Raw genomic sequence first — 26,653 nt, 5'->3', positions numbered from 1 at the left:
CGGCCGGGCTAGGATGAGGCTAGGCCAGCCGGTAGGTGGCGTTCGGCCCCACGTCGCGGTCGGCCTCGAGGAGGCCCTCGCGCACCAGATGGATCATCGCCGCCAGCATCGAGCGCGAGGCGGCCGGCCAGAGCTTGGGGTCGACATCGGCGTAGAGCCGGGGCGTCAGCTCGGCGATGGTCGCCGGCCCGGCCTTCAGCGCCCCCAGGATCTGGTCGATCCGCTCCTGGCGGTGCTCGAGGTAGGCGTCGATGAACGCCTCGACGTCGCGCACTGGCGGCCCATGCGTCGGCCAGAGCGTCGCAAAGCCGCGCGCCCTGATCCGCCGCAGGCTCTCCAGGTAGTCGCTCATGTCGCCGTCGGGCGGGGTGATCACCGTCGTCGACCAGCCCATGATGTGGTCGCCGGTGAAGCAGGCGTTCTCTTCCGGCAGGGCGTAGCAGAGGTGGTTCGAGGTGTGGCCGGGCGTCGGGATGGCCTCCAGCGTCCAGCCGGGGCCCTTGACCTCGCCGCCGCCGCACAGGCTGACGTCGGGCTTGAAGGCGAGGTCGTGGCCGGCCTCCATGCGGACGCCGCTGTCGTCCGCCTCGTGCCGCGCCACCGCGCAGCCCAAGATCGGCGCGCCGGTCGCAGCCTTCAGCGGCCCCGCGAGCGGCGAGTGGTCGGAATGGTGATGGGTGATGACGATGGCGCTGACCCGCTCGCCCTCCAGCGCGCCCAGGATCGCCTGCAGGTGGGCCGGATCGTCAGGGCCGGGATCGATCACCGCCACCTCGCCGCGGCCGACGATATAGGTCCCGGTGCCGAGGTAGGTGAACGGCCCCGGGTTGTTGCAGATCACCCGCCGGATCAGCGGCGAGACCTGGTCGCAGCGGCCGTAGGCGAAGTCCAGCTGGCGGACGTAGGGGATGGCCATCGCGCTCAGCCGCCCAGCGCCGCGGAGAGGTCGTAGCCCGCCTGACGCCCGAGCGCGATGAGCTCCTGGCGATCGCGGGCGCCCGCGTGCGTCTCGGCGAGCGCCCAGGTGAGGATCGAGCGGTTGCCGGAGCGGCAGAAGGCCAGCACCGGCTTGTCGGCCTCGCTCACCACCCGCTCGGTGGTCTCGACCTGCTCGGGCGTCGGGCCGCCGCGCACCGGGATGTGGAAGTAGGCCAGCCCCGCCTCGCGCGCCGCCTGCTCGATCTGGTGGCCGGACGGCTGGTCGGGCGCCTCGCCGTCCGGGCGATTGTTGATGATCGTGCGGAAGCCCTGGGCGGCGGCGCGCGCCACGTCGTCGGGCGCGATCTGCGGGCTGACGGAGATCTGGTCGGTGACGCGTCGGAAGTCGGGCATGGGGGGCGCTCGCGGCGGGGGAGGGGAGTTCGTTGACATCATCGGGGGCGGGTGGAAGTTTCGCAACGCCTCGGCCCCGAAAAGGCCCGCTCTCCAAGGCCTTGATCCGCGAATGCTCCGCTATATCGGCCGGCGCCTCCTGATCGCCATCCCGACGCTGTTCCTGGTGGTCACCGCGGCCTTCTTCATGATGCGGGCCGCGCCCGGCAGCCCGTTCGACCTGGACCGCAAGCTGTCGCCGGCGATCGAGCGCAACATCCGCGAGCGCTACGGCATGAACAAGCCGCTGCCGCAGCAGTACCTCGATTACGTCGGCGGGGTGCTGAAGGGCGACCTCGGCCCCTCGCTGAAATACCAGGACAAGACCGTCCTGGAGATCCTCAAGGAGAACTACCCCGTCAGCCTGAAGCTCGGCCTCTCGGCGATCGTCATCGCCGCCCTGGTCGGCGTCAGCCTGGGCGTGATCGCGGCGCTGCGCCAGAACCGGACGGCCGACCATGCGGTGATGACGCTCGCCATCCTGGGCGTCTGCATCCCGACCTTCGTCACCGCGCCGCTCTTGGTGCTGGCGCTCGCCTCCAAGCTGGGCTGGCTGCCGACCGCCGGCTGGAACAACGGGGCGCTGCCCAACCTGGTGCTGCCGGTGACCGTGCTGGCGCTGCCGCAGATCGCCATCATCTCGCGGCTGACCCGCGCAGGCATGATCGAGGTGCTGCGCTCCAATTATGTCCGCACCGCCCGCGCCAAGGGGCTGCCGGAGGGCCGGATCGTCGTCAAGCACGCGCTCCGCGCCGCGCTGCTGCCGCTGGTGAGCTATCTCGGGCCCGCCTGCGCGGGGCTGCTCACCGGCTCGCTGGTGGTGGAGCGGATCTTCAACCTGCCGGGGCTCGGCAAGTTCTTCGTCATCTCCGCCCTGCAGCGCGACTACACGGTGGTGATGGGCATGGTGATCCTCTACGCGGGCCTGATCCTGACGCTGAACCTGCTCGCGGACCTGCTCTATGCGGTGCTGGATCCGAGGGTGCGGCTCGGATGATGGGCTCGGTGCTGGCGCCCGGCTCCCGCCGCGGGGTGGAGGCCATGGAAGGCGCAGCCGTCCGCGGCCGCAGCCTCTGGGACGACGCCCGCCGGCGGCTGTTCAGGCACCGCGCGGCCGTGGCCGGCATGGCGGCCCTGAGCCTGCTGGTCCTGGCCGCCGTCATCGGTCCGATGCTGATCCCCTTCAGCTACGACCAGATCAACAAGGCCGACACCTGGGTCGGGCCGCTGCAGCACGGCCACCTGCTGGGCGCCGACGCGCTCGGGCGCGACCTGCTCGCCAGGCTGCTGATCGGGCTGCGCGTGTCGCTGGCCATCGGCCTGGTCGCCACCCTCGTCTCGCTGCTGATCGGCGTCGCCTGGGGCGCGGTGGCGGGTTACGCGGGCGGCCGGCTCGACGAGGCCATGATGCGCATGGTCGACGTGCTCTACTCGCTGCCGTTCATCTTCTTCGTGATCCTTCTGATGGTCGCCTTCGGCTCCAACATCCTGCTGATCTTCGTGGCGATCGGGGCCGTGGAGTGGCTGACCATGAGCCGGATCGTCCGCGGCCAGACCCTGGCGCTGAAGCAGAAGGAGTTCGTCGAGGCCGCCCGCGCCGCCGGCCTCGGCCGGGGCGCGATCATCGCCCGGCACATCGTGCCGAACCTGCTGGGCCCGGTGGTCGTCTACGTTACCCTGACGATCCCGGCGGTGATCCTGGCCGAGAGCTTCCTGAGCTTCCTGGGGCTCGGCGTGCAGCCGCCGATGGCCTCGCTCGGCACGCTGATCGCCGGCGGCGCGCAGGACATGGAGCTCGCCCCCTGGCTGCTCGTCTTCCCGTCGCTCACCATGGTGGTGACGCTGATGAGCTTCAACTTCATCGGCGACGGCCTCAGGGACGCGATCGATCCCAAGGACCGGTAGAGGCAGCCGGCGATCGCGCGCCTTCCGAAAGCAACAAAAGTTGGAAAGCGCGGTACGCGAAACTTGCCGAGATTTAGCGTTTGTTAAGGCTGGTGCGAGCGATCGCCCCTCAACAGCGCACGATTTGTGCCGGCTTTGCGGCGGGTGCGACAATCTGTGACCAGAATGCGACAGGCGCCGGCCGACAACATGACAGGCCGTTAATCTGCGTTGACCCCTGCCGGCCAAGGTCCGTAACTCCACCGTAACCGGGGATCACGCCGACTCCGGGACCGGACTTTTGTTGGGAAGCCGCTTCGCATGTCGTTCAGGACCCGGCGAACGGCTGGAGGATGTAGACCTTGAAAATCATCTCAACTCGAGAGCGCCTGCTGGCGTCTTCGATGATCTGCGGCGCCGCCCTTGTCGGGCTGTCCGCCACCCAGGCCCAGGCCCAAGCCACCGCGAGCAGCGGCGCCGAGGTCTCCGAAATCGTGGTCACCGGCTCGCGCATCCCGCAGCCCAACCTGACCAGCGTCAGCCCGGTCACCGCGGTGAACCAGCAGGAGCTGCGCCTGCAGGGCACCACGAACGTCGAAACCCTGCTGAACAACCTGCCGCAGGTCGCCGCCGACTTCGGCTCGGGCGTCTCGAACGGCGCGACCGGCACGGCCACCGTCAACCTGCGCGGTCTCGGCGACAAGCGGACCCTGGTGCTGATCGACGGCCACCGCATGGCGCCGGGCGACCCCAAGGTTCCCGCCGCCGACCTCAACGCGATCCCGGCCGCCCTGGTGCAGCGCGTGGACGTGCTCACCGGCGGCGCCTCGGCGGTGTACGGCTCCGACGCCGTGGCCGGCGTGGTGAACTTCATCATGAACCGGAACTTCGAAGGGTTCCGCGTCGACGCCAGCTATTCCGGCTACCAGCACCACCAGCACAACGGCGAGGCCAGCAATCTGCTGTCGACCGCCCCGTTCTTCATTCCCAGCCCGCCGTCGGACGTGTGGGACGGCCAAACCTACGACATCACCGTGGTCACCGGGGTGAACGCGCCGGACGGCAAGGGCAACGTCACCGCCTACCTGAACTACCGGAATCTGCAGCCGATCCTGCAGTCGCAGCGCGACTACTCGGCCTGCTCGGTCGCGGCCACGACCTCCGGCACCAGCGGCATCTACGACGCGCACGTCTGCGCCGGCTCCTCGAACAGCGCCTTCGGCCGGTTCATCAACTCGAACACGCCGAAGGGCGGGTTCTCGGTCAATCCGAACGGGACGCAGACCTTCGTTCCGTTCACCAACGCGCTGCGCTTCAACTTTGCGCCGCAGAACTACTTCCAGCGGCCGGACGATCGCTACACGGGAGGCTTCTTCGCCCATTACGACATCAACCGGATGGTCAGCCTCTACAGCGACTTCATGTTCGCTGACGACCACACCCGGGCGCAGATCGCCTCGTCAGGCCTGTTCCAGGGCACCGGCCCCGGCGGCACCTCGACGTTCGGGATCAATTGCAACAATCCGCTCATGTCGGCGGCCCAGCAGGCCCAGCTTTGCGGCGCCACCAACGCCGGCACCGCCTTTGTCCAGCAGAGCATCATCGGCTTCCGGTTCGCGGGCGTGCCGCGGGTCGACGACCTGCGCCACACCACCTACCTGATCGACATCGGCGCCAAGGGCGAGCTGGCCGACGGCTGGAACTACGACGCCTATATCCAGTACGGCACCGCGATCCTCAACGAGCACTTCGAGGGCGACGTGTCGGTGCGCCGGGCCCAGCAGTCCCTGCTGATCGATCCTGCGACCGGCCAGTGCGCGCCCGGGTCGGAAGCCGGTTGCGTGCCGCTCAACCTCTTCCAGGCCGGCGGCCTGACCCCGGCGGCCCTGGCCTTCGTCCAGACGCCGGGCTTGCAGAGCGGCCAGACCTCCCAGCAGATCGCCTCGGTCTCGGTCACCGGCGACCTCGGCAAGTACGGCGTCAAGTCGCCGATGGCCAACGACGGCATCGGCGTGGCGTTCGGCGCCGAGTACCATCGCGACTCCATCAATCTGGAGACCGATGCGGAATTCCAGTCCGGCGACCTCTCGGGTCAGGGCGGCCCGCGCGTCGGCCACAGCGGCAGCCTCGATGTCTACGAACTGTTCGGCGAGGCCCGCCTCCCGCTGGCCCAGGACGTGCCGTTCGCCAAGGACCTGAACCTCGAGCTCGGCTACCGCTTCTCGGACTACTCGACGGCGGCCAACACCACCCAGGCCTACAAGATCGGGGCCAACTGGGCGATCACCGACGACATCAAGATCCGCGGCGGCTACAACCGCGCCGTCCGCGCGCCGAACGTCATCGAGCTGTTCACCCCGACCTCCGTCGGCCTGTTCAGCGGTCAGGACCTCTGCGCCACCGGCAATGCGCCCGTGGCCAACTGCATCAAGAGCGGTCTGACCGCGGCGCAGGTCGGCAACATCCAGACCTGCCCGTCGGCGCAGTGCAACGCGCTGTTCGGCGGCAACCCCAACCTGCAGGCGGAAAAGGCCGACACCTACACGATCGGCGTGGTCCTGCGGCCGCATTGGGTGCCGGGCCTCGACGTCAGCGTCGACTACTTCAACATCAAGGTGGCGAACCTGATCTCCTCGCTGCCGGCCCTCACGGCCATCGACTGCTTCAACAACGGCACGCCGGCCGCCTGCTCGCTGTTCCACCGCGATCCGGCGACGGGCATCCTGTTCGGCCAGACGGGTTTCGTGAACGCCATCGAGACCAACACCGGCTTCCTGCAGGAAAAGGGCGTCGACATCGCCGCCAACTACCATGCCAACTTCTCCGACTGGGGCCTGGGCGACTACGGCGGCCTGGCGTTCAACTTCAACGGCACCTACACGCAGCACTACGTCCTGCAGCCCACCACGGGCGGCGGCACGTTCGACTGCGCCGGCCTCTACGGACCGGTGTGCTCCAGCTTCGCCACGGGCGGCCCGACCCCGAAGTGGCGGCACAAGCTGCGGGTCACCTGGACGACGCCGTGGCCGCTCGAGCTGTCGGCCCAGTGGCGCTACATCAGCCGGGTGGCGTTCGACGGCAACCAGTCGAACCCGTTCCTCAACACCCCCGGTGTGGTCAACGTCGTGGACGCCCACATCCCGGCCGTCAGCTACTTCGACCTGTCGGGGACGTGGAAAGTGCGCGACACGATCACCCTGCGCGCCGGCGTGAACAACGTGTTCGACAAGGATCCCAAGATCCTCGACTCGAACGTGTTCCCCGCGTCGGGCCCGCCCTTCGGCAACGGCAACACCTATCCGGGGACCTACGACGCCCTGGGCCGGTTCGCCTTCGTCGGCATCACTGCGGACTTCTAAGTCCAAGGGTCATGCGAATTGGGAGCGGCGGGCTGCGAGGCCCGCCGCTTTCCATTTGGCCGCGTTGTCCGGCCATGGCGCCAGTGCTAGGCATCGCCGCGGGCAAGCCGGGTGATCGATGTTTCTCGAGATCGATGACGTCCTGACGCCGGAGGAGGTGGGCGAGCTCCGCGCGCTCGCCGCCAAGGCGCGCTTCGTCGATGGCCGCATCTCCTCGCCGCACTCCGCCGTGAAGGACAACCTGCAGATCGCCCACGAGGATGAGGCCTACCAGGCCTCTTCTCGCCTGATGGCCCAGGCGCTGCAGCGAAACGAGCCCTTCCGCAACTTCGCCTTCCCGAGCCTGATGGCCCCGCCGCTGCTCGCCCGTTACGAGCCCGGCATGAAGTACGGCCTGCATTCGGACGCCGCCGTCATGCAGCTCGGCGCGCGGCAGTTGCGCTCGGACTTGTCCTGCACGGTGTTCCTGAGCGAGCCGGAGGCCTATCAGGGCGGCGCGCTGTCCATCCGCCTGGGCGCGCGGGCGGTCGAGTTCAAGCTGAAGCCCGGCGCCGCCGTCCTCTATCCCTCGACGACGCTGCACGAGGTGAGGCCGGTGACCAAGGGCGAGCGCCTGGTCGGCATCACCTTCATCGAGAGCCAGATCGCCGACAACGTGTTGCGCGAGCTGCTCTATGACCTCGACGAGGTCGCCGCCCTGGAGGGCCTGACCATGGCGGACGAGAACCGTGTGCGGCTGCAGCACGTGCGCGCCAATCTTCGCCGGATGTGGAGTTCATCCAAGTGAGCGCAGAAGGCTCCATCACGGCCCCCGTCAGCGCCGAGGAGGTCAGCCAGGCCATCGCGGAACGCGACATGGATCGCGCCATCCGCCTGGCTCAACAGGCCTACGCCCAGGGTTCGCGCGAGCCGCTGGTGCTCAATCTCGTGGCCTACCAGCTCGAACTGGACGACCGCATCGACGAGGCGCTGGTGGTGCTCGATGAGGCCCTGAAGCTGGCGCCGGGCGATCCCTTCATCATCAACAGCATCGGCGTCTGCTACTCGAAGCTGGCCAAGCCGCACCATGCGCTGCAGGCGTTCGACGACGCCCTGGCCATCGCGCCCGACTTTCCGCACGCCCACAACGGGCGAGGCCTCGCTCTGCAGAGCATCGGGGACAAGGACGCCGCCCGGTTCGCGCAGCTGCGGGCCGCCGAGCTCGATCCGCAGTTTCCCGAGCCGCTGGGCGCGCTGGCCGCGCTCGCTGCCGAAGACAAGGACTGGCAGGCGGCCTGCAGCTACGCCGAACGGGCTCTCGCCCTGGAAGCCGATCAGCCCGCCGCCAACATGGCCATGGCGGCTTTCGAGATGCAGGAGGGCCGCTATGCGGCCGCGCAGGACCGCATCGACCGGCTCATCGCGGCCGGCCGCCTCACCAAGCTGCACCTGGCGACGGCGCTGCACCACAAGGCCGACGCACTCGAAGGCCTGGGCCAGCCCGAGGCGGCCATGGAAGCCTACAAGGCCTCCCGGGCCATTCTGCGGCCGCTGCAGGCGGGGGCCGTGGCCGGCCGCGAGCTCGGGCTCGACACCTGTCGCCGGCTGATCGGCTACTTCGAGACGGCGGCCCCTGAGCGCTGGCGCGCCATCCCGGAGACCGACCCGGTCGGCGATCAGGCGGGTCACGCCTTCCTCGTGGGCTTCGCCCGCTCCGGGACGACGCTGCTCGAGCAGATCCTGGCCAGCCACGCCGACATCGTGGCTCTCGAGGAGAAGCCCGCGATCGATCCGGCGGTCCTGGAGTTCATGTTCAGCCCGGAGGGCCTGCGGCGCCTGGAGGAGCTTGACGAGGCCGGCGCTCGCGCCTGGCGGGAGCTCTATTGGCGGCGCGTCCGGGAATTCGGCGTCGAGCCGGCTGGCAAGGTGTTCGTCGACAAGCTGCCGCTTCACACCATCTATCTGCCGGTGATCGCGAAGCTCTTCCCGCGAGCTCGAATCCTGTTCGCGCGCCGCGACCCGCGCGACGTGGTGGTGAGCTGCTTCCGGCACCGCTTCACCGCCAACCCGCAGACCGTGGAGTTCACGGACCTGCAGCGCGCGGCCGAGGTCTACGCGGCCACCATGCAGGCGGCCGAGATCTACCTGCAGAAGCTCCCGCTCGCGGTGCACGTCCACAAGCACGAGGACCTGGTCGAGGATCTCGACCGCCAGACCCAGGCGATCTGCGACTTCATCGGCCTGCCCTGGGACGCGAACATGCGCAACTTCGTCGAGACGGCGAACCGGCGCGAGATCCGCACGCCGAGCGCCGGCCAGGTGCGGCGCGGGCTTTACCGGGACGGCCTGGCCCAATGGCGCAAGTACGGCTCGACGATCGACGTCATCAAGCCGATCCTGAAGCCCTGGGCCGAGAAGTTCGGCTATCCGCCCGAGTGACGGCCTCCGCAGAGCCTTTCTGGTTTCCGGCCGATCTCGATCCGGCCCGCCGAGCCGTCCTCCTGGTCGAGACGGACGAGGCGACGCTCGCGGCGCAGCCGTTCCTCGATCGGCGCTGGGACCGCCGCGCGCTGCAGGAGCGCTGGGCGCCGCTAGAGGCGCTGTCGCCGCTGGCCTCCCCGGACGGCGGCGCTCCCAACCTGGGGTTCATATTTCACACGTCCTTCTGCTGCTCGACCTTGATCGCCGCCGCCCTCGACCGGCGCGGCCGCAGCCTCGCGCTGCGGGAGCCCTGGGTGCTGGTGCAGCTGGCCGACGCCCTGCGCGCCGGGCTCTGCGAGCCGGGGCAGCCGCTGGAAATCGCTCCCGGACTGGCGCTGCGCGCGCTGGCGCGTACGCCGTCCGGCGGCAAGGTGATCATCAAGCCGAGCAACTTCGCCAATCGCCTCGCGCGCGAGGCGGCGGCGAGGACGTCCGGCCAGGCTCTGTTCCTCTATTCCGATCTGCCGAGCTTTCTGCTCTCCATCGCCAAGGGCGGGGTCCAGCTCGCGCGATACGCCAGGAGCCTGTTCGGCGCGGTGGCGGGCGATCTGGGCGAGCGGATGCCGTTTACGGGGCGCGACCTCCTGGAAATGTCGGACCTCGAAATCGCGGCCCTCGTCTGGCGCATGCAGATGGCCGATCTGCGCCGCGCCTCTTCGCTCTATGGGCCGGCGCGCGCGGCCTGGCTCGACTGCGAGGCCTTCCTCGCCGATCCGCAGGGCGCCATCGCCGCGCTGGATACGTTTTTCGACCTGGGGCTCGGGCCCGATCATGTTGAGGCGGTGACGCAGGGCCCTCTTCTCGGGCGGCACGCCAAGGCGCCGGGCCTCGCCTTCACGCCGGCCGATCGCCAGGCGCAGGCCGCCGCTGTCCGGGCCCGGCTCGGCGCCGATCTCGAACGCCTCGTCGAATGGAGCCGGACCGCCTGGCCTGCGCTCGAAGGGGCGGAGGCGCCGGCTTCCCAGCTGACCTGGCCCGGCCAGTCCGGCCACTGACGGCCGAAGCCCCCTACTGGTCGCGGTGCACCTTGATCGAGGGCTGGCCGTCGACGTTCATCAGATAGCTGTCGAGCGATCCGCGCCGGATCGAGACCTTCGAGCCGTGGCGCGGCGGTCGCCAGAGCTCGCCCGAGATCTGCCGCCAGATCGCGCCGCCATCCAGCTCGAAGGTCCAGAAGCCGTTGGCGTCGGCATGGGCGGTGTCGACCACGCCCTCGATCCGATTGACCTCCTCCGGCCTCAGCGCGCGGGTGACGAAGGACAGGCTCGGCACGTGCAGCCCGAAGGCCTCGCGATGCGCCGCGCTGGCCTGGGCGCGGTCGATGACCACGATCTCGCCATGGGTCTCGGCCTCTCCCATCTTGGCGGCGGCGGCGTCGTAGCAGGCGAGCCGCTGGGCGTTGTCGGCGATCCCCCGGCAGTTGAGCACCCCCTGAAACGCGGGCGCGCGATCGTGCGGGGTCTCGTCCTTGGCCGAGACGGCGGCGGGCAGGGCGAGCATCGCCGCAAGGCCCAGGATCACGGCGGATGGGCGGATCGTCATCGTGCGCGCGGCTCTCGTCTGGTCAATGGCCCATGGACGTCTGCAGCCGCTGGTCGTGGCGGATCTGCTGCTGCTGTTCGGCGGTCTGCCTGGCGGACTCGGCCTTGCTTCGGCAGACCTTCTTCGGAAACATCGACCCCGTCACCTGCTCGGTCCTGCAGATGACGTCGTCCTTCTTCTTCGCGGGCGCCCGAGCGGTCGCCGCGGGCGCAGGGGCGGGCGCCGCGCCCTCGGGGGCCGCCGGCGTGGAGGCGGCCAGCACGGCCAACATGGCCAACAACATCGGCGAACTCCCGTTTAGCCTCAGGCGAAGCTAGGCGGCGTCGGCCGCCGACGCAACTCGGCTCAGCTCATCGCCCGATCCCGGATCCATTGCGACAGCACCCACTTCTCGCCGGAGGCCGGCGGAAGCCCGGCGTGAAGCGTCCGGCGATCCGGCGCGCCGGCCGCGTCCACGTTGGCGAAGATGAAGCCATCCCCGGCTCCGCCCTTGTGGCGCACGCCCAGGAGCGGGAAGTCGGTTTCCCCCCCGGCGAAGCCTGCGTTCAGATAGGTGAGGAAGGTCGCGATGCGTTGGCCTCGGCGCTCGACGTCGGCGGCGTAGCCGGGCACCGCGGGATCCAGAAAGTCGTAGTGGCGCTCGAACGTCTCGCCGGGCGCATAGTGCAGCACCTGCATGGGCTCCAGCGCGCCCGCGGGCACGCCGATGGTGGCGGCCATCCGCGCTCGGATCGCGATGCTCACCACGTCGAGGTCTTCCAGGGCGAACTCGAAGGCGGTGTTGCTGCGTGCTTTTTCGATCCGGCCGCCGCCGGAACCTTCCGCATCGAAGACCATGGCCTGCACCGTGCGCCCATGGGCCCGCGCGATCATCCAGGCGCAGGCGGCCTGCGATAGAAACCCCTCGGCCACCGCCATTCGCGGTTCATTGAGGATGCGGCGGCGGGCGGCCGGCGCGAGCCATGCGCTCCAGTCGATCGCCGCCGCCAGCGAGTCGGGCGCGCCGTCCCGACCGCTCGAGAGCACCGCGAGCTGCCCCTGCGCGCCCACGTGCCCCGCCCGCGCCGCCTGGGCCAGTCGGCGCGCCGCCGCGTGCCAGTCCTGCGGCTCCCAGGCCCCGAGCGCCGCCAGCATGGCGGAGATCGCCAGCGCGTCCGGGTCGCCCGCCGCCGCGCGGGCGCTCACGGCGCGGGCCTCCTCAGCCGACATGGCGGGGCGCCTCCGCGATGGCGAGGGCCTCGGCGATCTGCGGCTCGGCCGCAGCGGCCTCGAGCCAGGCGAGGCCGCGGCGGATCTCCGCGCCCGCGTCGCGGCGCGCGGCGTCCAGAACCTGCCGGCGGACCTCGCGGCCATAGGCGTATTCCGGCGCCTTGGCGTAGCGCTCGAGATAGCCCGAGCGTGCGATGCGCTCGATCTCGGCGGCGTCCGCCGCGCGGCGCAGATGGGCGAGCGCGGCGGCCAGTCCCGCGCGCGGGGCGGCCAGGAAGACCTCGAAATCGATCCAGGCGGCGCGGCCCGAATGGACGCCGGCCGCAGCCGCCAGGGCGGTCATCTCGCAGGCCCAGCTCATGGCGGCGGTCTCGCCTTCGGAGAGTTCCGCGAGCCGCAGGCGGCCCGGTCCGATGCGCCGCTCGAGCCGCGCCGCGCGCCCCGGCGCTGCGGCGCCGAGCTCGAGGCGCGAATTCGGCCCCCCCAGGATGGTCGCCAGATAGGTCTCCGGCGCGACCGTGACCATCAGGGCGCGGGCTCCCGTCTCGAGCGCCAGCAGCTCGGCGGCGAGCTCGCTCACCAGGCTGGTGGCTTTCACCACGGATCGCTGCTCGGGCTCCCAGGTGCGGGAGAACAGGCGCACGAAGACGCCCAGCCTGGTCCGCAGGACATCCGCGTCCCAGGGGCCGCCGCGCCGCGCCGCTTCGGCGAAGCTTCGCAGGATCTGCGGCTCGCGCAGCGCGAACACCTGCGGATGACGCCCCAGCACGCGGGCGATGAGAGTCGAGCCGACGTGGCCGGTGTGGAAGATGAAGTCGCAGGCCGCCGGCAGCCCCGCCGCGGCCTGGGCGAGCTCGCCATAGGGCGCGCTGAGGTCGGCGCTCCGCGCCAGCCGCTCGTCGAGGAAGCTCGCGCGCTCATAGTCCGCCGGGCCGAGCGCCACGAGCTGCACGATCTCCGGTCCCCGGAAGTCCAGCGGGAAGAGCTCGGGCGAGGCGCGCAGGCGAGAGGGCCAGCTTGGGGCGTTCATCAGGAGTCCCGACGTGCGCAAGAGGGTTACGGTCGCCGGGCCGGCTTGTCGAGGCGCTTGGCGCAGCGGGCTTTGCGAGGCCCGGCGTCTCCCGTAATCCTGGCGCATGGACAGCCGCGAGTGGTCGAGACGGGGAGCAATCGGCGGTCTCTCGGCTCTGCTGGCCGTGGCCGGCGCGCGCGCCCAGCCGACCGGAACCGCGGTCCCTCCGCCTCCGGCCAAGGCGGCCGGTCCGGAGAGCGTGCTCGAGACCGCCTTCGACGACGCCCGGCGCGTGGCCGTGCCCGTCTATCTCGATGGCAAGGGCCCTTACGACTTCGTCATCGACACGGGCTCCAACCGCTCCGTCGTCTCCGCCGAGGTGGCGGCGGTGCTCAATCTGCCGCCGGCCGGCTCCGCCGAGGTGCACGGCATCATCAGCGCCGAACCGGCGCCGCTGGTGCGCGTCCGACGCCTGCGCGTCAGCAACGTGATCTCCTCCGGCCTGTCGCTGCCGGTGGAGCCCGCCTCGAGGCTGGGCGCCGACGGCCTGCTGGGCATCGACATGATGAAGGGCCGCAGCGTGGCCATCCGCTTCCGCGACCAGACGTTCCACATCGCCGAGTCCGGCGGGATCATTCTGGGCGAGGCGTCCAACTCGCGACTGCGTTCGCCCAGCGCCCCCTTCGTCGTGCCCGCCCGCTACCGGTCCGGCCAACTGCTGATCGTCGACGCCTTCGCCGCAGGACGACCGATCACCGCCTTCCTCGACTCCGGCTCGCAGGTGACCGTCGCCAACGGCGCCTTGCTCACCGCGGCGCTCGCAGTCGAGCCCGACCTCGCCCAGCGCCTGATCCATTCCCAGCTGGTCAGCGCCACGGGCCAGACGGCGGCGGTCGAGTTCGGACCGCTGCCGGGCCTGCGGATCGGCGGCCGCGACGTGGAGACCTTGCTGGTGGCCTACGCCGACCTGCATGTCTTCGAGCTGTGGGATCTGAAGACCACGCCCAGCCTGCTGATCGGCGTCGACATCCTGCGCCGGTTCGACGAGGTGGCCTTCGACTTCGGGCGCAAGCTGATCAGCTTCTGGCCGTCGCGCACGCCGATCCACCCGCCGCCGCCGCCCGGGCCGCGCTGAGTGCTCAGCGCAGGGGCTGCGGCGCCAGCGTCAGCGCACCCTGGTCGCGCAGGCGCGCCTCGGCCATGCGGTCGAGGATCGCCTGGGCGCGCGGGTCGCCCATCACCCAGGCCGCGGCGGCCAACGTCCTGACCGAGGTGGCGGACACGCCCATCAACTTCTGGATCGCCTCGAACGGGGAGGCGCTGGGGGTCAGGCGTTTCAGCCGGGGCTCCCCGGATAGCCCGGCCAGCGACTGGGCCTTGGCCACGGCGTCATAGAATCCGCCGACCTGGTCCACCAGGCCGAGCTGAAGCGCCTGGGCGCCGGTCCAGACGTGGCCCTTGGCGATCTGGCGGACGCGGTCGGGCGAGAGCTTGCGGCCCTGCGCCACCCGGGCGACGAAGTTGTCGTAGATGCGGTCCATCCAGTGCGAGATCGCGCTCCGCTGCTCGGGCGTGAACGCCTGGCCGAGCCCGAACGCCCCGGCATAGGGGCCGCCCACGCCCAGCTGCCGCACGTCGATGCCGAACCGGGCGAGCGCCGGGCCCACGGCGAACTTGCCGCCGAACACCCCGATCGAGCCGGTGAGCGTCGAGGGCTCCGCGACGATGGCGGAGGCCTGCGAGGCGACCCAATAGCCGCCGGAGGCGCCATAGGTCCCCATCGAGACCACCACCGGCTTCCCCGCCGCCTCGGCGGCGCGCACCGCGTCCAGGATCTGCTCGGAGGCGGTGTCCGATCCACCCGGCGAGTTGAGGCGGAAGACGATCGCCTTGACGTCCTTCTCGCGGATCGCCTGGTAGAACGCGTCCGAAAGGTCGTCGGAATAGATCGACGAGCCGCCGGAGAGCGGATTGGCCGCCCCGTCGTGGCCGGTGACGATGGCGCCCTCACCCTCGATGACGGCAATCGCGGGGCCGGTCCCGCGGTCCCGGTGGCGGCCACGGGCGAAGTCGTCGAAGTCGACCAGCTGCGCGCCCGACCCGGCGCGGTGCAGCAGCGCGTTCTCGGCCTCGTGCTCCTGTCCGACCCGGTCGATCAGGTGCAGCCGCTGGGCGTCGTCGGCGAGATAGGGCCCCGCTTCCAGGGTGCGCTTGAGCACGGCGGGATCGAGCTTGCGGTCGGCGGCGGCCGCGGCCAGGTCGGTCGCATAGACCGAGCCCATCCACGACAGCTCCGCCTCGCGGTGCGCGGGCGTGTAGTCGTCGTAGAGGTAGGCGTTGACCGCGTTCTTGTACTCGTAGCGCTGCTGGTAGTCGGCCTTGACGCCGTACTTGTCGAAGGCGCGCTTGAAGAACAGGTCCTCGTTGGCGAAGCCGGTCACCTGGAAGGAGGCGCCGGGCTGCATCCACAGCTCGTCGGCCGCCGCGCCCAGCATGTAGGTGGTGGTGACAGGCCCGCCGGCGTAGAGGCCCTGGCTGTGGGCGATCACCGGCTTGCCGGAGGCCCTGAAGTGCCGGATCGCCAGCCGCAGCTCGTCGGCCAGTCCCGGCTCGAGGCCCTGCTCGGGCAGGCGGATGAGCAGGCCCTTCACCCGGTCGTCGGTCTCGGCCCGTCGCAGCGCCTCGATGATCGACATGGCCGATTCCGAGCGGCGCCCGAATCCGGCCAGCGGGCTGCGCGGGCTCTGGTCGGTGAGCGGATCGCGCAGGTCGAGCTCGAGCACGGCGCGGGCGGGCAGAGGCGGCGGGCCGGCGGCGCTGGCCGCCGTCATGACCAGCACGAACGGCACGCCGATCAGGAAGATCATGAGCCCTGCGAACACGCCGGCGGCGGTGATCAGGAACTGCTTCATCGGATGAACTCGTCGTCCCGCGGAGGCCCCGGATTCGGCGTCCGCCAAGGCGGCTGTCGCACACTATCGCTGCGGCGGAAAGATCGGGGCTTTCAGGGACGAGCCTGGCCGCGGGCGAAGATGGTCGGAGTGGCAGGATTTGAACCTGCGACCCCCGCGTCCCGAACACGGTGCTCTACCAGACTGAGCTACACTCCGACTTGGGAGCGGGCCTTATAGGGGACCATCCCAGCGGCGGCAAGCGCGCCCAAGGGGCCCGTTGCATACCCCCCAGGCGTGCGCTATGTCGGCGCCTCCGCGGGCGGGGCCACCTCGCCGACACCGCTCCTGCTGGGGGATGGTGTAATGGTAACACAGCGGTTTTTGGTACCGTTATTCTAGGTTCGAGTCCTAGTCCCCCAGCCACAGATCAGCTCAGGAGCCGTCCGAGACCGGCACGGCGTCGAAGGCGATGGTCATGCGGCGCTCGTCGGTCGTGAACGGCTCCGTGCCGTGCCACATGTAGGACGGGAACAGCACCAGCCGGCCGGGTTTCGGACGCACGTAGTGGGCGGCCGGCATCGGCGGATCGAGCTCCACGGGCGGGCGGCCGAAGCGGATCCAGCCCTGCTTCTCGGCGGTGTCGAGCGCGCCTTCCGGGGTCTCGACGTAGAACGCCGAGGAGATCCAGCCCAGCGGATGGAAGTGGTCCTTGTGGAAGCCGCCGGGCCTGAGCAGCACCGACCAGGCGGTGTCGAAGCGGTAGTCCTCGGCGTTGCGCCGGCGGAACGGATCGCGTCCTTCGCCCAACCTCTTCATGTGAGCACGGATCGGCTTGTCGACCGCGGCGAAGAAGGCGCCCAGCACCGGATCCGTCGAGGGCGTCAGCGGCTGCATCGTCTGGCTGCCGTGGCGGATCGACTGGTGGAACGGATGCTGCTCGTAAGGATGCATCCGGCGCAGCGCCGTGGCCAGATCCGCAAGGTAGGCCGTAAGCGTCGGCCAGCCGGCCGGCGTCTCGATCTCGTAGACGCCCACGAAGGCGTCGTAGTCGTAGAGCTGTTCGTACAGCGGATCGCCCGCGGCGCGCGCCGCGGCCGCCGCCCAGCCGATCAGCGACTGGTGGTCGGGCGCGATCGCCAGCCCACGCTGTGCGACGGCCAGCGCCTCGCCCGGCGCGCCGCGCGCCAGCTCGGCGATCGCCAGCTGGTTCAGCACCGCCGGCTCGTCGGGGGCCATGCGCTCGGCGGTCTTGGCGAGCTCCCAGCCCTCCTTGCGGAAGCCCAGCTCGATGGCGCTCTGGGCCGCGGCCAGCAGAACCACCAGCTCGCCCGGCATCCGCTCCACCGCGGCCGAGAGCAGCCGGGCGCTGGACTCCAGGTCGCCGGCCGCCTCGAACAGCCTCGCCTTGGCGATCACCAGAGGGCCGGCCGGACCGCCCGTGCGGAACGCCTCGTCCAGCACGGCCTGGGCCGCCGCCATGTCGCCGCGCCGCATCCAGATCACGTTGGCGAGCTCGCCGGCCGCCTCCAGGGTGAGGGGCGGTCGCCTCAGCGCCTCGCGGTAAGCCTGCTCGGCTTCGTCGAGGGCGCCGGTGGCCAGCAGCGACCGGGCGTAGACGTGCCAGGTCGCGCCGCGGTCGAGGCCGAGCGCAAAGGCTTGCTTCAGGGCCGGGATCGCCGCCTCGGCGCGGCCGAGGTCTCCGAGCGTGGCGGCGAGATTGTGCCAGGCGATGGGGCTCTGCGCGTAATCGCGGGTCGCCTGCTCGTTGAAGGCCAGCGCCTCGTCGGCGCGGCGCAGCGCCTTGAGGACGAAGGCGTGCGTGGCGAGCGCCTGGTGGCTCGGCCGAGGCTCGCGCACCAGCCGCGCGGTGATCGTCAGCGCCTCGGCGGGACGGCCCTGGGAGAACAGGGTCTCGGCCGCAGTGATGTCGGCGTCGCTCAAGTGGGCGTCCTTCGGAAGCTCAATGGCCGAGGAATTCGTTGCGGGCGGCGAGCAGCGCGCAGACCAGCTCGCGCTCGGCGGGTTCGAGGTTCGGGTTCCAGATGTCGAAGATCAGGATCACGCGCAAGGCGTCCGCGTCATTCCAGGCTTCGTGCTCGATGGTGTCGTCGAACACCCAGGCCGCGCCCATCCGCCATGGCCGCGTCTGGTTGCCCACCCGGAAACGCGCCGGTCCCGGCAGGATCAGCGGCAGGTGGCAGAGCAGCCGCGTGTTGGTCGAGCCGGTGTGCGGCGGAATGTGGGTCTTCGCCTCCAGGGCCGAGAACATGGCGGTCGGCGCAAAGCCCGGCTGCTCGGCCATCGGCAACCGCTCGAGGAGGCCTGCGGTCTTAGGGCAGGCCGCGCAGGCGCCGTCCTGCCGCATCCCGTCCTTCCACAGGAAATAGGAGCTCCAGCGCGCCGAGTGGTTGAGCTCGCCCCACTGGTTCACCGGCGCGCCGGGCGGGAAGGCGATGTACGGCGCGAAATCGGCGCGCGTCTCGAGCACGCCCTCCAGCTCCGCCCGGATCGTGTCGGTCTCGGCCTCCAGCTCGGCGAGCCAGGGGAAGTGCGAGCGGTCGTAGAAGCCGATCTCCGGCAGCTGGGTATAGTGCAGCAACAGCGGTTCGTGGTGGTAGACCCGCGCCTGGCCGGAGAACACCCGCACGGTTTCCTCCAGCCGCGCCTTGGCCGGGCCGCTGCAAGCGGCGCCCAGCCCGGCGAGGCGACTTCGCAGGTGCTTCTCCAGCGCATCGGCGGTCTTCCGCACCACCTCGCGCGCCCGCGCGATCGCCGGCTGCAGGCCGGGCGGCGCATTCGCGGGGGCGATTTTCAGGGCGTTGCGGTAGACCTCGGCCGCGGCCGGTTCGCCGGCCAGCCGCTCGATGAGCGCGCCTTTCCCGAGCAGGGCCATGAAGTTGTAGGGCTCCAGCGCCAGCGCCGCGTCGAGCGCCGCCAGCGAGCCCGGCAGGTCGCCCGCCACGCGCAGGGTCACCGCCTTCTGCATCTTCAGCGACACATCGGCGGGCCGAACCTGTTCGGCGGCCTCGATCAACGACAGCGCGCCCGCCACGTCGCGGCGGCGCAGCGCCTCGTCGATCTGCCTGGCGAGCGAAGCCGCTGCGTCCGCGTCCGAGACCGACATGCCGCCCCCTGCCAGCGTGAGACCGGCAATCTATCCGAGTTGCAGGAGCCGCGGCCAGCGTCGCGCCGTCGCGCACCGCGCACCGGGCTCAACGCAACCCGCGCCAGCGTCCCTCGATCGCCCAGATCGCGAACGCGTAGTCGAGGGCGATCTCCTTCAGGAATTCGAACCGGCCCGAGGCGCCGCCGTGACCCGCCTCCATGTTGATCTTCAGCAGGATCGGCGCCTCGCCCGCATGCAGCTCGCGCAGCTTGGCCACCCACTTGGCCGGCTCCCAGTAGGTGACGCGCGGGTCGGAGAGACCGCCGGTGGCCAGGATCGGCGGGTACACCTGGGCGCTGACGTTGTCGTACGGGCTGTAGCCGGCGATCAGGTCGTAGGCGGCCGCATCCTCCAGCGGATTGCCCCACTCCGGCCACTCCGGCGGCGTCAGCGGCAGGCTCACGTCGCTCATCGTGTTGAGCACGTCGACGAACGGCACCGCGGCGATCACCGCGCCCCAGAGGTCGGGCCGGAGATTGGCGACGGCGCCCATCAGCATGCCGCCCGCTGAGCCGCCATAGGCCGCGATCTTGCCCTTGGTCGCATAGCCCTCGGCGATCAGGTGCTCGGCGCAGGCGATGAAGTCGGTGAAGCTGTTCGGCTTCTTCGCCTTGCGTCCGTCCAGGAACCAGCCCCAGCCCTTGTCGGAGCCGCCGCGGATGTGCGCCACCGCCCAGATCCAGCCGCGGTCGACGAGGCTGAGGCTGCGGATCGAGAAGGCGGGCTCCATGGCGTGGCCGTAGGCGCCGTAGCCGTAGAGCATGACCGGCGCCGAGCCGTCGCGCGGCGCATCCTTCAGCATCAAGAGCGTGATCGGCACCGTCTCCCCGTCCGGCGCGGTCGCATAGAGCCGTCGGGCGAGGTAGCGGCCGGCGTCGTGGCCGGAGGGGATCTCCTGGGTCTTGCGCAGCGTCCGCTCGCGCGTGACCAGGTCGTAGTCGAACCATTGCCGGGGCGTGGTCGGCGACTGGTAGACGAAGCGGGTGGTGGTGGTCGCGTACTCGTAACCGTCCTCGAGGTTCAGCGCATAGGCCTCCTCGTCGAAGGCGACCAGATGTTCCGATCCGTCGCGGGCGGTGACCACCAGCCGGTCCAGCGCCTCCACCCGCTCGGCGCGCACGATGTGGCCGGCGTAGGCCGCGAAGCCGGTGATGTAGTGGCCGGGCCGGTGCATCACCCAGTCACGCCAGGTCGCCTTGGCCGGGACGGCGGCCTCGGAGACGCACAGCTTGAAGTCCACCGCCCCGTCGTCGTTGGTGCGGATCACCCACCGGTCGCTCCAGTGGTCGAGCTCGTACTTCACGCCCACGCGCCTGGGCTCGGCGACAACCGGCGCCCCGGTCGGATCGGCGGCCGGGATCAGCCGCTGCTCGGTGGTCTCCTGATTTCCGATATGGATCAGCAGGTGGCTGTCGTCGGAGGCGACGCCCACGCCCAGGAACATCCCCTCGTCGGCTTCCTCGTAGACCAAGACGTCGTCCCCGCCGCGGGCCGGCCGGCGGAAGACCTTCGAGGGCCGGGCGTTCTCGTCGCGCCAGATCCAGAACAGCCATCGCGAGTCCGGCGAGAAGGCGAAGTCGCCGTAGGCGCTCGCGATGGGCGCGCCGACCGCCTCGCCCGTGGCGAGGTCCCTGACCCGGATCGTATAGTATTCCGAGCCCTGCTCGTCGGCGGCCCAGGCGTAGAGGGCGTGGTCCGGACTGTGGCGCGCCGCGCCGACGTGGAAGTAGGGCTTGTCCTTGGCGAGCGCCGGCTCATCCAGCAGCACCGTCTCGGGCCCTTCGGCTCCGCGCGGCTTGCGCGCATGGATCGGATGCTGCGCGCCGAACTCGTAGCGGGCGTAGTAGGCCCAGGGCCCGTCGGGCGCCGGAACCGAGGCGTCGTCCTCCTTGATGCGGCCCTTCATCTCCTCGAAGATCGCGGCCTGCAGCGGCTCGGTGTCCGCCAGCATCGCCTTGGTGTAGGCGTTCTCGGCGTCCAGGTGCTCGCGGACATCGGCGCGCAGGACCTTCGGGTCGCGCAGCACCTGCTGCCAGGCCTCGTCCTTCATCCAGGCGTAGTCGTCGACGCGTACGCGCCCCAGCTGCTCGATGCGTCTTGGCTCCTTGCGGGCGACCGGCGGGACGGGGTGAGGCGCGATCTGGTCCATGGGCTGCTAAATGCGCCGCGCTTCTGGCGCGCTCAAGCGGGGCCGTCCGCGCGTCGAATGGGCGCACAGGACAAGCTGTCGCCTTGGCCGCAGCGCTGACTCCGCCCAATGTCCTTTGATCATCGAGATCGCGCGAAGACGCGAACGGGAAGAAAGAGTCGGGAACGCCATGGTGATGGACCTCGCCGTCCAGCTCATGCAGGCCACCGTCCAGGTGGAGCAGCCGCTCGGCGACGGGACCCGAACGGTGGGCACCGGCTTCCTGATTTCCGATCCGACGCCGGACGGCCAGCCGCGCACGATCCTGGTCACCGCCAACCACGTGCTCGAGGGCATGCCCGGCGCGACCGCCCGCGTCGGCTACCGGTTCCAGAACGCCGACGGCAGCTGGAGCTACGCGCCGCAGCCGGTGAAGATCCGCGACGCCAAGGGCCACGAGCTCTGGACGCATCATCCGTCGCGCGACGTGGCGGCGCTCGCCATCACCGCGCCCCCGGCGTTCGCCAAGGCGGCGATCCCGCTGAGCTACCTGGCCAGCGATGACACCTTCACCCATTATCAGGTGGAGGCCGGCGACGAGATGATGGCGCTGGGATTCCCGCGGGGCCTGGCGGCCAACCAGGCGGGCTTCCCGATCCTGCGCGCCGGCCGGGTCGCCTCCTATCCGCTGGCGCCGGCCACGATCTTCCCGACCTTCCTGCTCGACTTCTCGGTCTTCCCGGGGAACTCGGGCGGGCCGGTGTTCATGACCGACCAGGACCACCGTCACGATCCGACCGGGGCGGAGGACCCGCAGTTCATCGCCGGGTTGCTAACCCAGCAGGTCGAGCTCAATCACGAGCGGCTGGAGATCGGCATCGTCACCCACGCCAAGTTCATCCGCGAGACCCTGGCGAGGCTCGACAACCCGCAGGCGCCCGCGACCATGGTCGCCGAAGCGCCGGTGGAGGGGGCCAAGGCGGCCTCCGCCGAGGAAGCCGCCACCGCCGACTAGCGCTGCTCAGCCGTAGAGCACCGACATCGTCTCGGCGATGCACGCGGGCTTGTCCTCGCCCTCGATCTCGATGGTGCACTCGTTCTTGATCTGCATGCCGCCGGCCTTGGGCTCGGCGCCGATCAGCTTCTGGCGCAGCCGCACGCGCTTGCCGACCCGGACCATGTTGGTGAAGCGCACCTTGTCGGAGCCGTAGTTGATGCCGCGCGTCACGCCCTTCACCGGCAGCATGCCGTCCGACAGGTGCGGGATCAGCGAGAGGGTGAGATAGCCGTGCGCGATCGGGCCGCCGATCTCGCGCTTGGCGCGCTCCACGTCCACGTGGATCCACTGGTGGTCGCCGGTGGCGTCGGCGAACTTGTTGACCCGGTCCTGGTCGACCAGAAGCCAATCCGAGACGCCCACCTCCGTGCCCACCAGGCCCGGCAGGTCCTTGATCTCCACAGGGTTCATCGCGTTCTCCGTCCATTGAGGGCCAAGGCCGCGCCTCGTCTAGCACCTGACACGCTTCGGGCAAGGCGGCGCGTTGCGAGAGCGGGTTGTTGGTATTACTCTTACACGTAGGAGTAAGGATCACGTCATGCGCATCACCTCCAAGGGCCAGGTCACGATTCCGGCCGCCATCCGCGAGAAGGCGGGCCTGTTGCCGCACACCGAGGTCGAGTTCCGGTTCGAAGGCGGCGTCGTGCGTATTGCCCGGGCCCGTGCGAGGCGCGGAGATAGCCGCGGGGCGAGGCTCGTCGAGCGCCTGCGCGGCCGCGGCGATGTCGCCATGACAACGGACCAGATCATGGCGCTCACGCGCGGCGAGTCGTGAGCGCCGTCCTGGTCGACAGCAACGTTCTGATCGACATCATGACCGACGACCCGCAGTGGGCCGGCTGGGCCGCCGGGGTGCTGCAGGAGGCCGCCGACGCGCACCGCCTCGTCATCAACCCGATAATCTATGCCGAGGTGTCGGTCCGGTTCTCGAGGATCGAAGAGATGGAGGACGCCCTGCCGAGAGCCATGATCGAGCGCGAGCCGATCCCCTATGAGGCGGCTTTCCTCGCCGGCAAGGCGTTCATGGCCTACCGTCGGCGGGGCGGTTCGAAGACCTCGCCCTTGCCCGACTTCTTCATCGGCGCCCACGCCGCGGTCGCCGGTCATCTCCTGATCACGCGCGACCCCTCGCGCTACCGCAGCTATTTTCCGACGCTGGAGATCATCGCTCCGGACTTAAGGCCCTAATCCCTGGGCGACAGTCTCCTTCCGGTCGCAATGCGCGCTTTCGACCGGTTGCTGACATTCGCCGCCGCCGGGACGATGGCAGATCGCTCCTTTTGAGGCAGTTGGCATGCGTAGACTTCTCACGTGCGCTGCGGTGGCCTTGGCGGCGTCTGGGGCGACAACTCCGGCCTTCGCGCAGTTCGTCGATGAGAACCTTCGGCAAGTGCTGCCGCAAGGCTTCAGGATCGGCTTCAAGTCTGAGCGCCAGGTCTGGCCGTGTTGGAAGCCGTCCCGGAAGGGGAGACCGTCAAAGACTGGTCGGAGATGATCACGACGCAGGTGTTTCTCGGTCGCAAGGGCGCGGATCCCGCCGCGTTCCTCTCGGGCGTTCGCAGGAAATGGCTGGCGGATTGCCCAGGCAGCGTCGAACCCACCATCCACGCGGGAAATGCGAATGGCTACTCCGTATCGATGATGTTGATCGGCTGCCCATTGAACCCGGCCACCGGCAAGCCCGAAGCGGCGCTCATGCGGGGGATCGCAGGGGCGGATAGTTTCTACCTGATGCAGTTCGCGTGGCGCAGCGCCCCCACCCAGGATCAGATCACCAAGGCAGCCCACTATCTCGGAACGGTCAACGTCTGTGACACGCGCAACCCGGATCATCCTTGCATCGATTTGAAGGGCTTCTCGCGCCAATAGCCGAGCGGAGCTGGATCTGCCGGCGGGCCCGGCCTCAGACGATCCGCGAGCCTTCCTTGCCCCAGTAGGCGTCGCGGATCAGGCGCTTGTAGAGCTTGCCGGTGGCGTGCCTGGGCAGCTCCTTCATGAAGTCGATGACCCTGGGCGTCTTCACGTGGGAGAGGCTCTTGCGGGTGAAGGAGAGCAGCTCAGCGCGCAGCGCCTCGTGGTCGGCGTCCCAGTCGATCGGCTGGATAACCGCGACGACCTTCTCGCCCATCTCCTCGTCGGGGGCGCCCACCACCGCGGCGTCGGCCACCTTCGGATGGGTGATCAAGAGATTCTCGATCTCCTGCGGATAGATGTTCACCCCGCCGGAGATGATCATGAAGCTCTTGCGGTCGGTGAGGTAGAGGTAGCCCTCCTCGTCGAGCCAGCCCACGTCGCCCAGCGTCGTCCAGCCGTGCTTGTTGCGGGTCTCCGCGGTCTTCTTCGGATCCCCGTGGTACTCGAACTGGCCGCCGCCTTCGAAGAACACCAGCCCCTCGGCGCGTGGCGGCAGCTCCTCGCCCTCGTCGTCGCAGATGTGCACCTTGGCCGTCATGCCGCGGCCGACCGAGCCCTTGTGCGCCAGCCACTCCTGCGAGTTGATGTGGCAGAAGCCGTTGCCCTCGGTGCCGGCGTAGTACTCGTTCACGATCGGCCCCCACCAGGCGATCATCTGCTCCTTCACCGGCACCGGGCAGGGCGCGGCGGCGTGGAACACCGCCTTGAGCGAGCTCATGTCGTACTTGGCGCGGACCTCGTCGGGCAGCTTCAGCATGCGCACGAAGTGCGTCGGCACCCACTGGGCGGTGGTCACCCGATAGTCCTGGATGAAGCGCAGCGCGTCCTCGGCGTCGAAGCGCTCCATCATCACCACCGTCCCGCCCATCGCCTGCACGGCCATCGACCAGCCGAGCGGGGCGGCATGGTAGAGCGGCGCGGGCGACAGATAGACGCTGTCCGGCGTCCAGCCGTAGAGCGCCTGGCCCAGCGTGGCGAGCGGACTGGGCGTCTCGATCGGCGCCTCGCCCACGCCGGCCCGCTTGACGCCCTTCGGCCGCCCGGTGGTGCCGGACGAATAGAGCATCGCCGAGCCGGCCCGCTCGTCGGCGATGGGCGTGGTCGGAAACGAGCCGCGCGCCGCCTCGAAGCTCGCGTACGGCGCCTCAGCCGCGCCCACCATGAACAGCTTCACGCCCGCGATCAGCGGGGCGACCTCGCGCGCCACCTCGGCGAGCGCCTCCGAGGTGACGAAGACCTTGGCCTCGCAGTCGCCCACGATGTACTCGACCTCGCCGGCCGTGAGCTTCGAGGACAGGCAGGTGAAGCGCAGGCCTGAGCGCTGGGCGGCCCAGAGCACCTCGTAGTAGCGGGCGTTGTTCTCCATGAAGATGGCGATCGCGTCGCCCGGCTCGAGGCCCAGGCTGCGGAACAGGTGCGCCCCCTGGTTCGAGCGCGCCTCCAGCTCGCCATAGCTCACCGTCTCGCCCGAGTAGGCCATGATGTAGGCGGGCTTGTCGGGGCTCGTCCGGGCGTGGACCGACGGATGCATCTTCCTCTCCCGCGGCGGCGAGCGCCGGCCGCCAAGTTATCTTTGTTCAGGCGCCATTGCGGGCCTTGACCTACGGTCCGTCAAGCGGACGGCTATGCGCCCCGCCGGAAGGGGATCACGCCATGGGCCAGCCGACGTTCGAGACGCTTCAATATGCGGTGGAGGGCGGGATCGCGACGATCACCCTGAACCGCCCCGAGAAGCTCAACGCCTTCAACACCCAGATGATGCGCGAGATGATCGCGGCCTTCGACGCGACCGACGCCGACGATGCGGTGCGCTGCGTGATCGTCACCGGCGCGGGCCGGGCCTTCTGCGCGGGCGCCGATCTCTCCTCGGGCGCCGAGACCTTCGACTACGAGCGGCGGCCGCAGGACCGCGAGGCCCGCACGCGCGATGGCGTGCAGCGGGACGGCGGCGGGCTGCTCACCCTGCGCATCTTCGATTCGCTGAAGCCGGTGATCGCGGCCTGCAACGGCGCGGCGGTGGGCGTGGGGGTGACCATGCAGCTCGCCATGGATATCCGGCTGGCCTCCGCGGACGCGCGCTACGGCTTCGTCTTCGCCCGGCGGGGCTTGAACCCGGAGGCCGCCTCGTCCTGGTTCCTGCCGCACCTGGTCGGCGTCCAGACGGCGCTCGAGTGGTGCTACACGGGCCGTATCTTCCCGGCCCAGGAGGCGCACGAGCGGGGTCTGGTCCGCTCGGTGCACGCGGCGGAGGAGCTCCTGCCCGCCGCCCGCGCCATCGCCCGCGAGATCGCCGACAACGCCTCGCCGGTCTCCGTGGCGCTCACCCGCCAGCTGATCTGGCGCATGGCCGGCGCCGCGCACCCGATGGAGGCGCACCGCGCCGACAGCCGCGGCATCCAGGCGCGCGGCGGCTCTCCCGACTCTCGCGAAGGGGTGATGTCGTTCCTCGAGAAGCGACCCCCAGCTTTCCCCGGCAAGGTGTCGCAAGACCTGCCGGATATCTGGCCGCACTGGAAGGCGCCGGCATTCAGCTAGGTTGAGGCCGCGCCGAACCGCAGGTTCGAAGCCGGGCTCGCCGGGGCGCGGGCAATTTCCTACAGGTAGAGCCGCAAGGGCTTACTCGCAAGGTAGACGGCAATCCACATGCAACAACGTGG

Annotated in this window: 24 protein-coding genes and 2 tRNA genes; 13 read left to right on the top strand and 13 right to left on the bottom strand. The window is 70.0% G+C overall.

The window, feature by feature from the left end; genetic code table 11:
* Nucleotides 1-19: 19 nt before the first annotated feature.
* Both VLI41_RS12835 and VLI41_RS12830 read right to left on the bottom strand, forming a co-directional pair.
* A complete protein-coding gene (locus VLI41_RS12835) occupies nucleotides 20-916 on the bottom strand; it encodes an MBL fold metallo-hydrolase (RefSeq protein WP_325268477.1) in 897 nt (298 codons plus the stop codon).
* Between the two features lie 5 nt (nucleotides 917-921).
* A complete protein-coding gene (locus VLI41_RS12830) occupies nucleotides 922-1,332 on the bottom strand; it encodes a TIGR01244 family sulfur transferase (protein ID WP_325268476.1) in 411 nt (136 codons plus the stop codon).
* A gap of 112 nt (nucleotides 1,333-1,444) precedes the next feature.
* On the opposite strand from VLI41_RS12830, the gene VLI41_RS12825 reads away from it, so the two are divergent.
* From VLI41_RS12825 to VLI41_RS12800, 6 genes are all read left to right on the top strand, one after another.
* Nucleotides 1,445-2,368: an ABC transporter permease gene (locus VLI41_RS12825; RefSeq protein WP_325268475.1), complete on the top strand. Its 924-nt coding sequence runs from the start codon at nucleotides 1,445-1,447 to the stop codon at nucleotides 2,366-2,368.
* A complete protein-coding gene (locus VLI41_RS12820) occupies nucleotides 2,365-3,276 on the top strand; it encodes an ABC transporter permease (protein WP_325268474.1) in 912 nt (303 codons plus the stop codon). The genes VLI41_RS12825 and VLI41_RS12820 overlap by 4 nt, the downstream gene beginning before the upstream one ends.
* A 341-nt stretch (nucleotides 3,277-3,617) precedes the next feature.
* Nucleotides 3,618-6,614 (top strand): TonB-dependent receptor domain-containing protein, encoded by a 2,997-nt coding sequence (locus VLI41_RS12815; protein WP_325268473.1) that lies wholly within the window; start codon nucleotides 3,618-3,620, stop codon nucleotides 6,612-6,614.
* Between the two features lie 118 nt (nucleotides 6,615-6,732).
* Complete coding sequence (locus tag VLI41_RS12810) at nucleotides 6,733-7,401, top strand: Fe2+-dependent dioxygenase (RefSeq protein ID WP_325268472.1); 669 nt, start codon at nucleotides 6,733-6,735, stop codon at nucleotides 7,399-7,401.
* Complete coding sequence (locus VLI41_RS12805; protein ID WP_325268471.1) at nucleotides 7,398-9,032, top strand: tetratricopeptide repeat-containing sulfotransferase family protein; 1,635 nt, start codon at nucleotides 7,398-7,400, stop codon at nucleotides 9,030-9,032. Before VLI41_RS12810 ends, VLI41_RS12805 begins: the two co-directional genes overlap by 4 nt.
* Nucleotides 9,029-10,069 (top strand): hypothetical protein, encoded by a 1,041-nt coding sequence (locus VLI41_RS12800; protein WP_325268470.1) that lies wholly within the window; start codon nucleotides 9,029-9,031, stop codon nucleotides 10,067-10,069. The genes VLI41_RS12805 and VLI41_RS12800 overlap by 4 nt, the downstream gene beginning before the upstream one ends.
* Nucleotides 10,070-10,082: 13 nt before the next feature.
* Here VLI41_RS12800 and VLI41_RS12795 read toward each other — a convergent pair whose 3' ends face one another.
* The 4 genes from VLI41_RS12795 to VLI41_RS12780 all read right to left on the bottom strand — a co-directional run bounded on the left by VLI41_RS12795 (nucleotide 10,083) and on the right by VLI41_RS12780 (nucleotide 12,855).
* Entirely contained in the window at nucleotides 10,083-10,616 is a 534-nt protein-coding gene (locus VLI41_RS12795; RefSeq protein ID WP_325268469.1) for a hypothetical protein, read from the bottom strand.
* Nucleotides 10,617-10,638: 22 nt separating this feature from the next.
* Nucleotides 10,639-10,899 (bottom strand): hypothetical protein, encoded by a 261-nt coding sequence (locus VLI41_RS12790; protein WP_325268468.1) that lies wholly within the window; start codon nucleotides 10,897-10,899, stop codon nucleotides 10,639-10,641.
* Between the two features lie 62 nt (nucleotides 10,900-10,961).
* A complete protein-coding gene (locus tag VLI41_RS12785; RefSeq protein ID WP_325268467.1) occupies nucleotides 10,962-11,825 on the bottom strand; it encodes a 2OG-Fe(II) oxygenase in 864 nt (287 codons plus the stop codon).
* Nucleotides 11,815-12,855, bottom strand: coding sequence for a hypothetical protein (locus VLI41_RS12780; protein ID WP_325268466.1), 1,041 nt, complete (start codon nucleotides 12,853-12,855; stop codon nucleotides 11,815-11,817). Before VLI41_RS12780 ends, VLI41_RS12785 begins: the two co-directional genes overlap by 11 nt.
* 106 nt (nucleotides 12,856-12,961) lie before the next feature.
* On the opposite strand from VLI41_RS12780, the gene VLI41_RS12775 reads away from it, so the two are divergent.
* A complete protein-coding gene (locus VLI41_RS12775; RefSeq protein WP_325268465.1) occupies nucleotides 12,962-13,972 on the top strand; it encodes a retropepsin-like aspartic protease in 1,011 nt (336 codons plus the stop codon).
* A gap of 4 nt (nucleotides 13,973-13,976) precedes the next feature.
* Here VLI41_RS12775 and sppA read toward each other — a convergent pair whose 3' ends face one another.
* Both sppA and VLI41_RS12765 read right to left on the bottom strand, forming a co-directional pair.
* Complete coding sequence (gene sppA, locus VLI41_RS12770; RefSeq protein ID WP_325268464.1) at nucleotides 13,977-15,749, bottom strand: signal peptide peptidase SppA; 1,773 nt, start codon at nucleotides 15,747-15,749, stop codon at nucleotides 13,977-13,979.
* A gap of 121 nt (nucleotides 15,750-15,870) precedes the next feature.
* A tRNA-Pro gene (locus tag VLI41_RS12765) sits at nucleotides 15,871-15,947 on the bottom strand.
* Nucleotides 15,948-16,080: 133 nt separating this feature from the next.
* Here VLI41_RS12765 and VLI41_RS12760 point away from each other — a divergent pair.
* A tRNA-Gln gene (locus tag VLI41_RS12760) sits at nucleotides 16,081-16,154 on the top strand.
* A 9-nt stretch (nucleotides 16,155-16,163) separates the two neighbouring features.
* On the opposite strand, the gene VLI41_RS12755 is transcribed toward VLI41_RS12760, so the two are convergent.
* The 3 genes from VLI41_RS12755 to VLI41_RS12745 form a co-directional block, all read right to left on the bottom strand.
* Complete coding sequence (locus VLI41_RS12755) at nucleotides 16,164-17,672, bottom strand: putative 2OG-Fe(II) oxygenase (RefSeq protein WP_325268463.1); 1,509 nt, start codon at nucleotides 17,670-17,672, stop codon at nucleotides 16,164-16,166.
* Nucleotides 17,673-17,691: 19 nt separating this feature from the next.
* Nucleotides 17,692-18,855 carry an aspartyl/asparaginyl beta-hydroxylase domain-containing protein gene (locus VLI41_RS12750; RefSeq protein WP_325268462.1) on the bottom strand — a complete coding sequence of 388 codons (1,164 nt, stop codon included), beginning with the start codon at nucleotides 18,853-18,855 and terminating at the stop codon, nucleotides 17,692-17,694.
* An 88-nt stretch (nucleotides 18,856-18,943) separates the two neighbouring features.
* The gene (locus VLI41_RS12745; RefSeq protein WP_325268461.1) at nucleotides 18,944-21,046 is read right to left on the bottom strand and encodes a S9 family peptidase; all 2,103 of its coding nucleotides are present in this window, start codon (nucleotides 21,044-21,046) and stop codon (nucleotides 18,944-18,946) included.
* Nucleotides 21,047-21,215: 169 nt separating this feature from the next.
* Between VLI41_RS12745 and VLI41_RS12740 the strand changes: the two genes are divergently transcribed.
* On the top strand, nucleotides 21,216-22,040 hold the full coding sequence (locus VLI41_RS12740) for a serine protease (RefSeq protein ID WP_325268460.1): 825 nt from the start codon (nucleotides 21,216-21,218) through the stop codon (nucleotides 22,038-22,040).
* A gap of 6 nt (nucleotides 22,041-22,046) precedes the next feature.
* On the opposite strand, the gene VLI41_RS12735 is transcribed toward VLI41_RS12740, so the two are convergent.
* On the bottom strand, nucleotides 22,047-22,493 hold the full coding sequence (locus VLI41_RS12735; RefSeq protein ID WP_325268459.1) for a MaoC family dehydratase: 447 nt from the start codon (nucleotides 22,491-22,493) through the stop codon (nucleotides 22,047-22,049).
* 127 nt (nucleotides 22,494-22,620) lie between these two features.
* Between VLI41_RS12735 and VLI41_RS12730 the strand changes: the two genes are divergently transcribed.
* The 3 genes from VLI41_RS12730 to VLI41_RS12720 all read left to right on the top strand — a co-directional run bounded on the left by VLI41_RS12730 (nucleotide 22,621) and on the right by VLI41_RS12720 (nucleotide 23,951).
* Nucleotides 22,621-22,857, top strand: coding sequence for an AbrB/MazE/SpoVT family DNA-binding domain-containing protein (locus VLI41_RS12730; RefSeq protein ID WP_325268458.1), 237 nt, complete (start codon nucleotides 22,621-22,623; stop codon nucleotides 22,855-22,857).
* Nucleotides 22,854-23,270, top strand: a complete 417-nt coding sequence (locus tag VLI41_RS12725) for a type II toxin-antitoxin system VapC family toxin (protein WP_325268457.1) — start codon at nucleotides 22,854-22,856, stop codon at nucleotides 23,268-23,270. Before VLI41_RS12730 ends, VLI41_RS12725 begins: the two co-directional genes overlap by 4 nt.
* 255 nt (nucleotides 23,271-23,525) lie before the next feature.
* Nucleotides 23,526-23,951, top strand: coding sequence for a hypothetical protein (locus tag VLI41_RS12720; RefSeq protein WP_325268456.1), 426 nt, complete (start codon nucleotides 23,526-23,528; stop codon nucleotides 23,949-23,951).
* 34 nt (nucleotides 23,952-23,985) lie between these two features.
* Here VLI41_RS12720 and VLI41_RS12715 read toward each other — a convergent pair whose 3' ends face one another.
* Entirely contained in the window at nucleotides 23,986-25,527 is a 1,542-nt protein-coding gene (locus VLI41_RS12715; RefSeq protein WP_325268455.1) for an acyl-CoA synthetase, read from the bottom strand.
* A 122-nt stretch (nucleotides 25,528-25,649) separates the two neighbouring features.
* Between VLI41_RS12715 and VLI41_RS12710 the strand changes: the two genes are divergently transcribed.
* Nucleotides 25,650-26,531 carry a crotonase/enoyl-CoA hydratase family protein gene (locus VLI41_RS12710; RefSeq protein ID WP_325268454.1) on the top strand — a complete coding sequence of 294 codons (882 nt, stop codon included), beginning with the start codon at nucleotides 25,650-25,652 and terminating at the stop codon, nucleotides 26,529-26,531.
* The last annotated feature ends 122 nt before the right edge of the window (nucleotides 26,532-26,653 follow it).

This window comes from Phenylobacterium sp., assembly GCF_035475775.1.
GTDB lineage: Bacteria > Pseudomonadota > Alphaproteobacteria > Caulobacterales > Caulobacteraceae > Phenylobacterium.
This window is presented reverse-complemented; position numbering and strand designations above follow the sequence as displayed.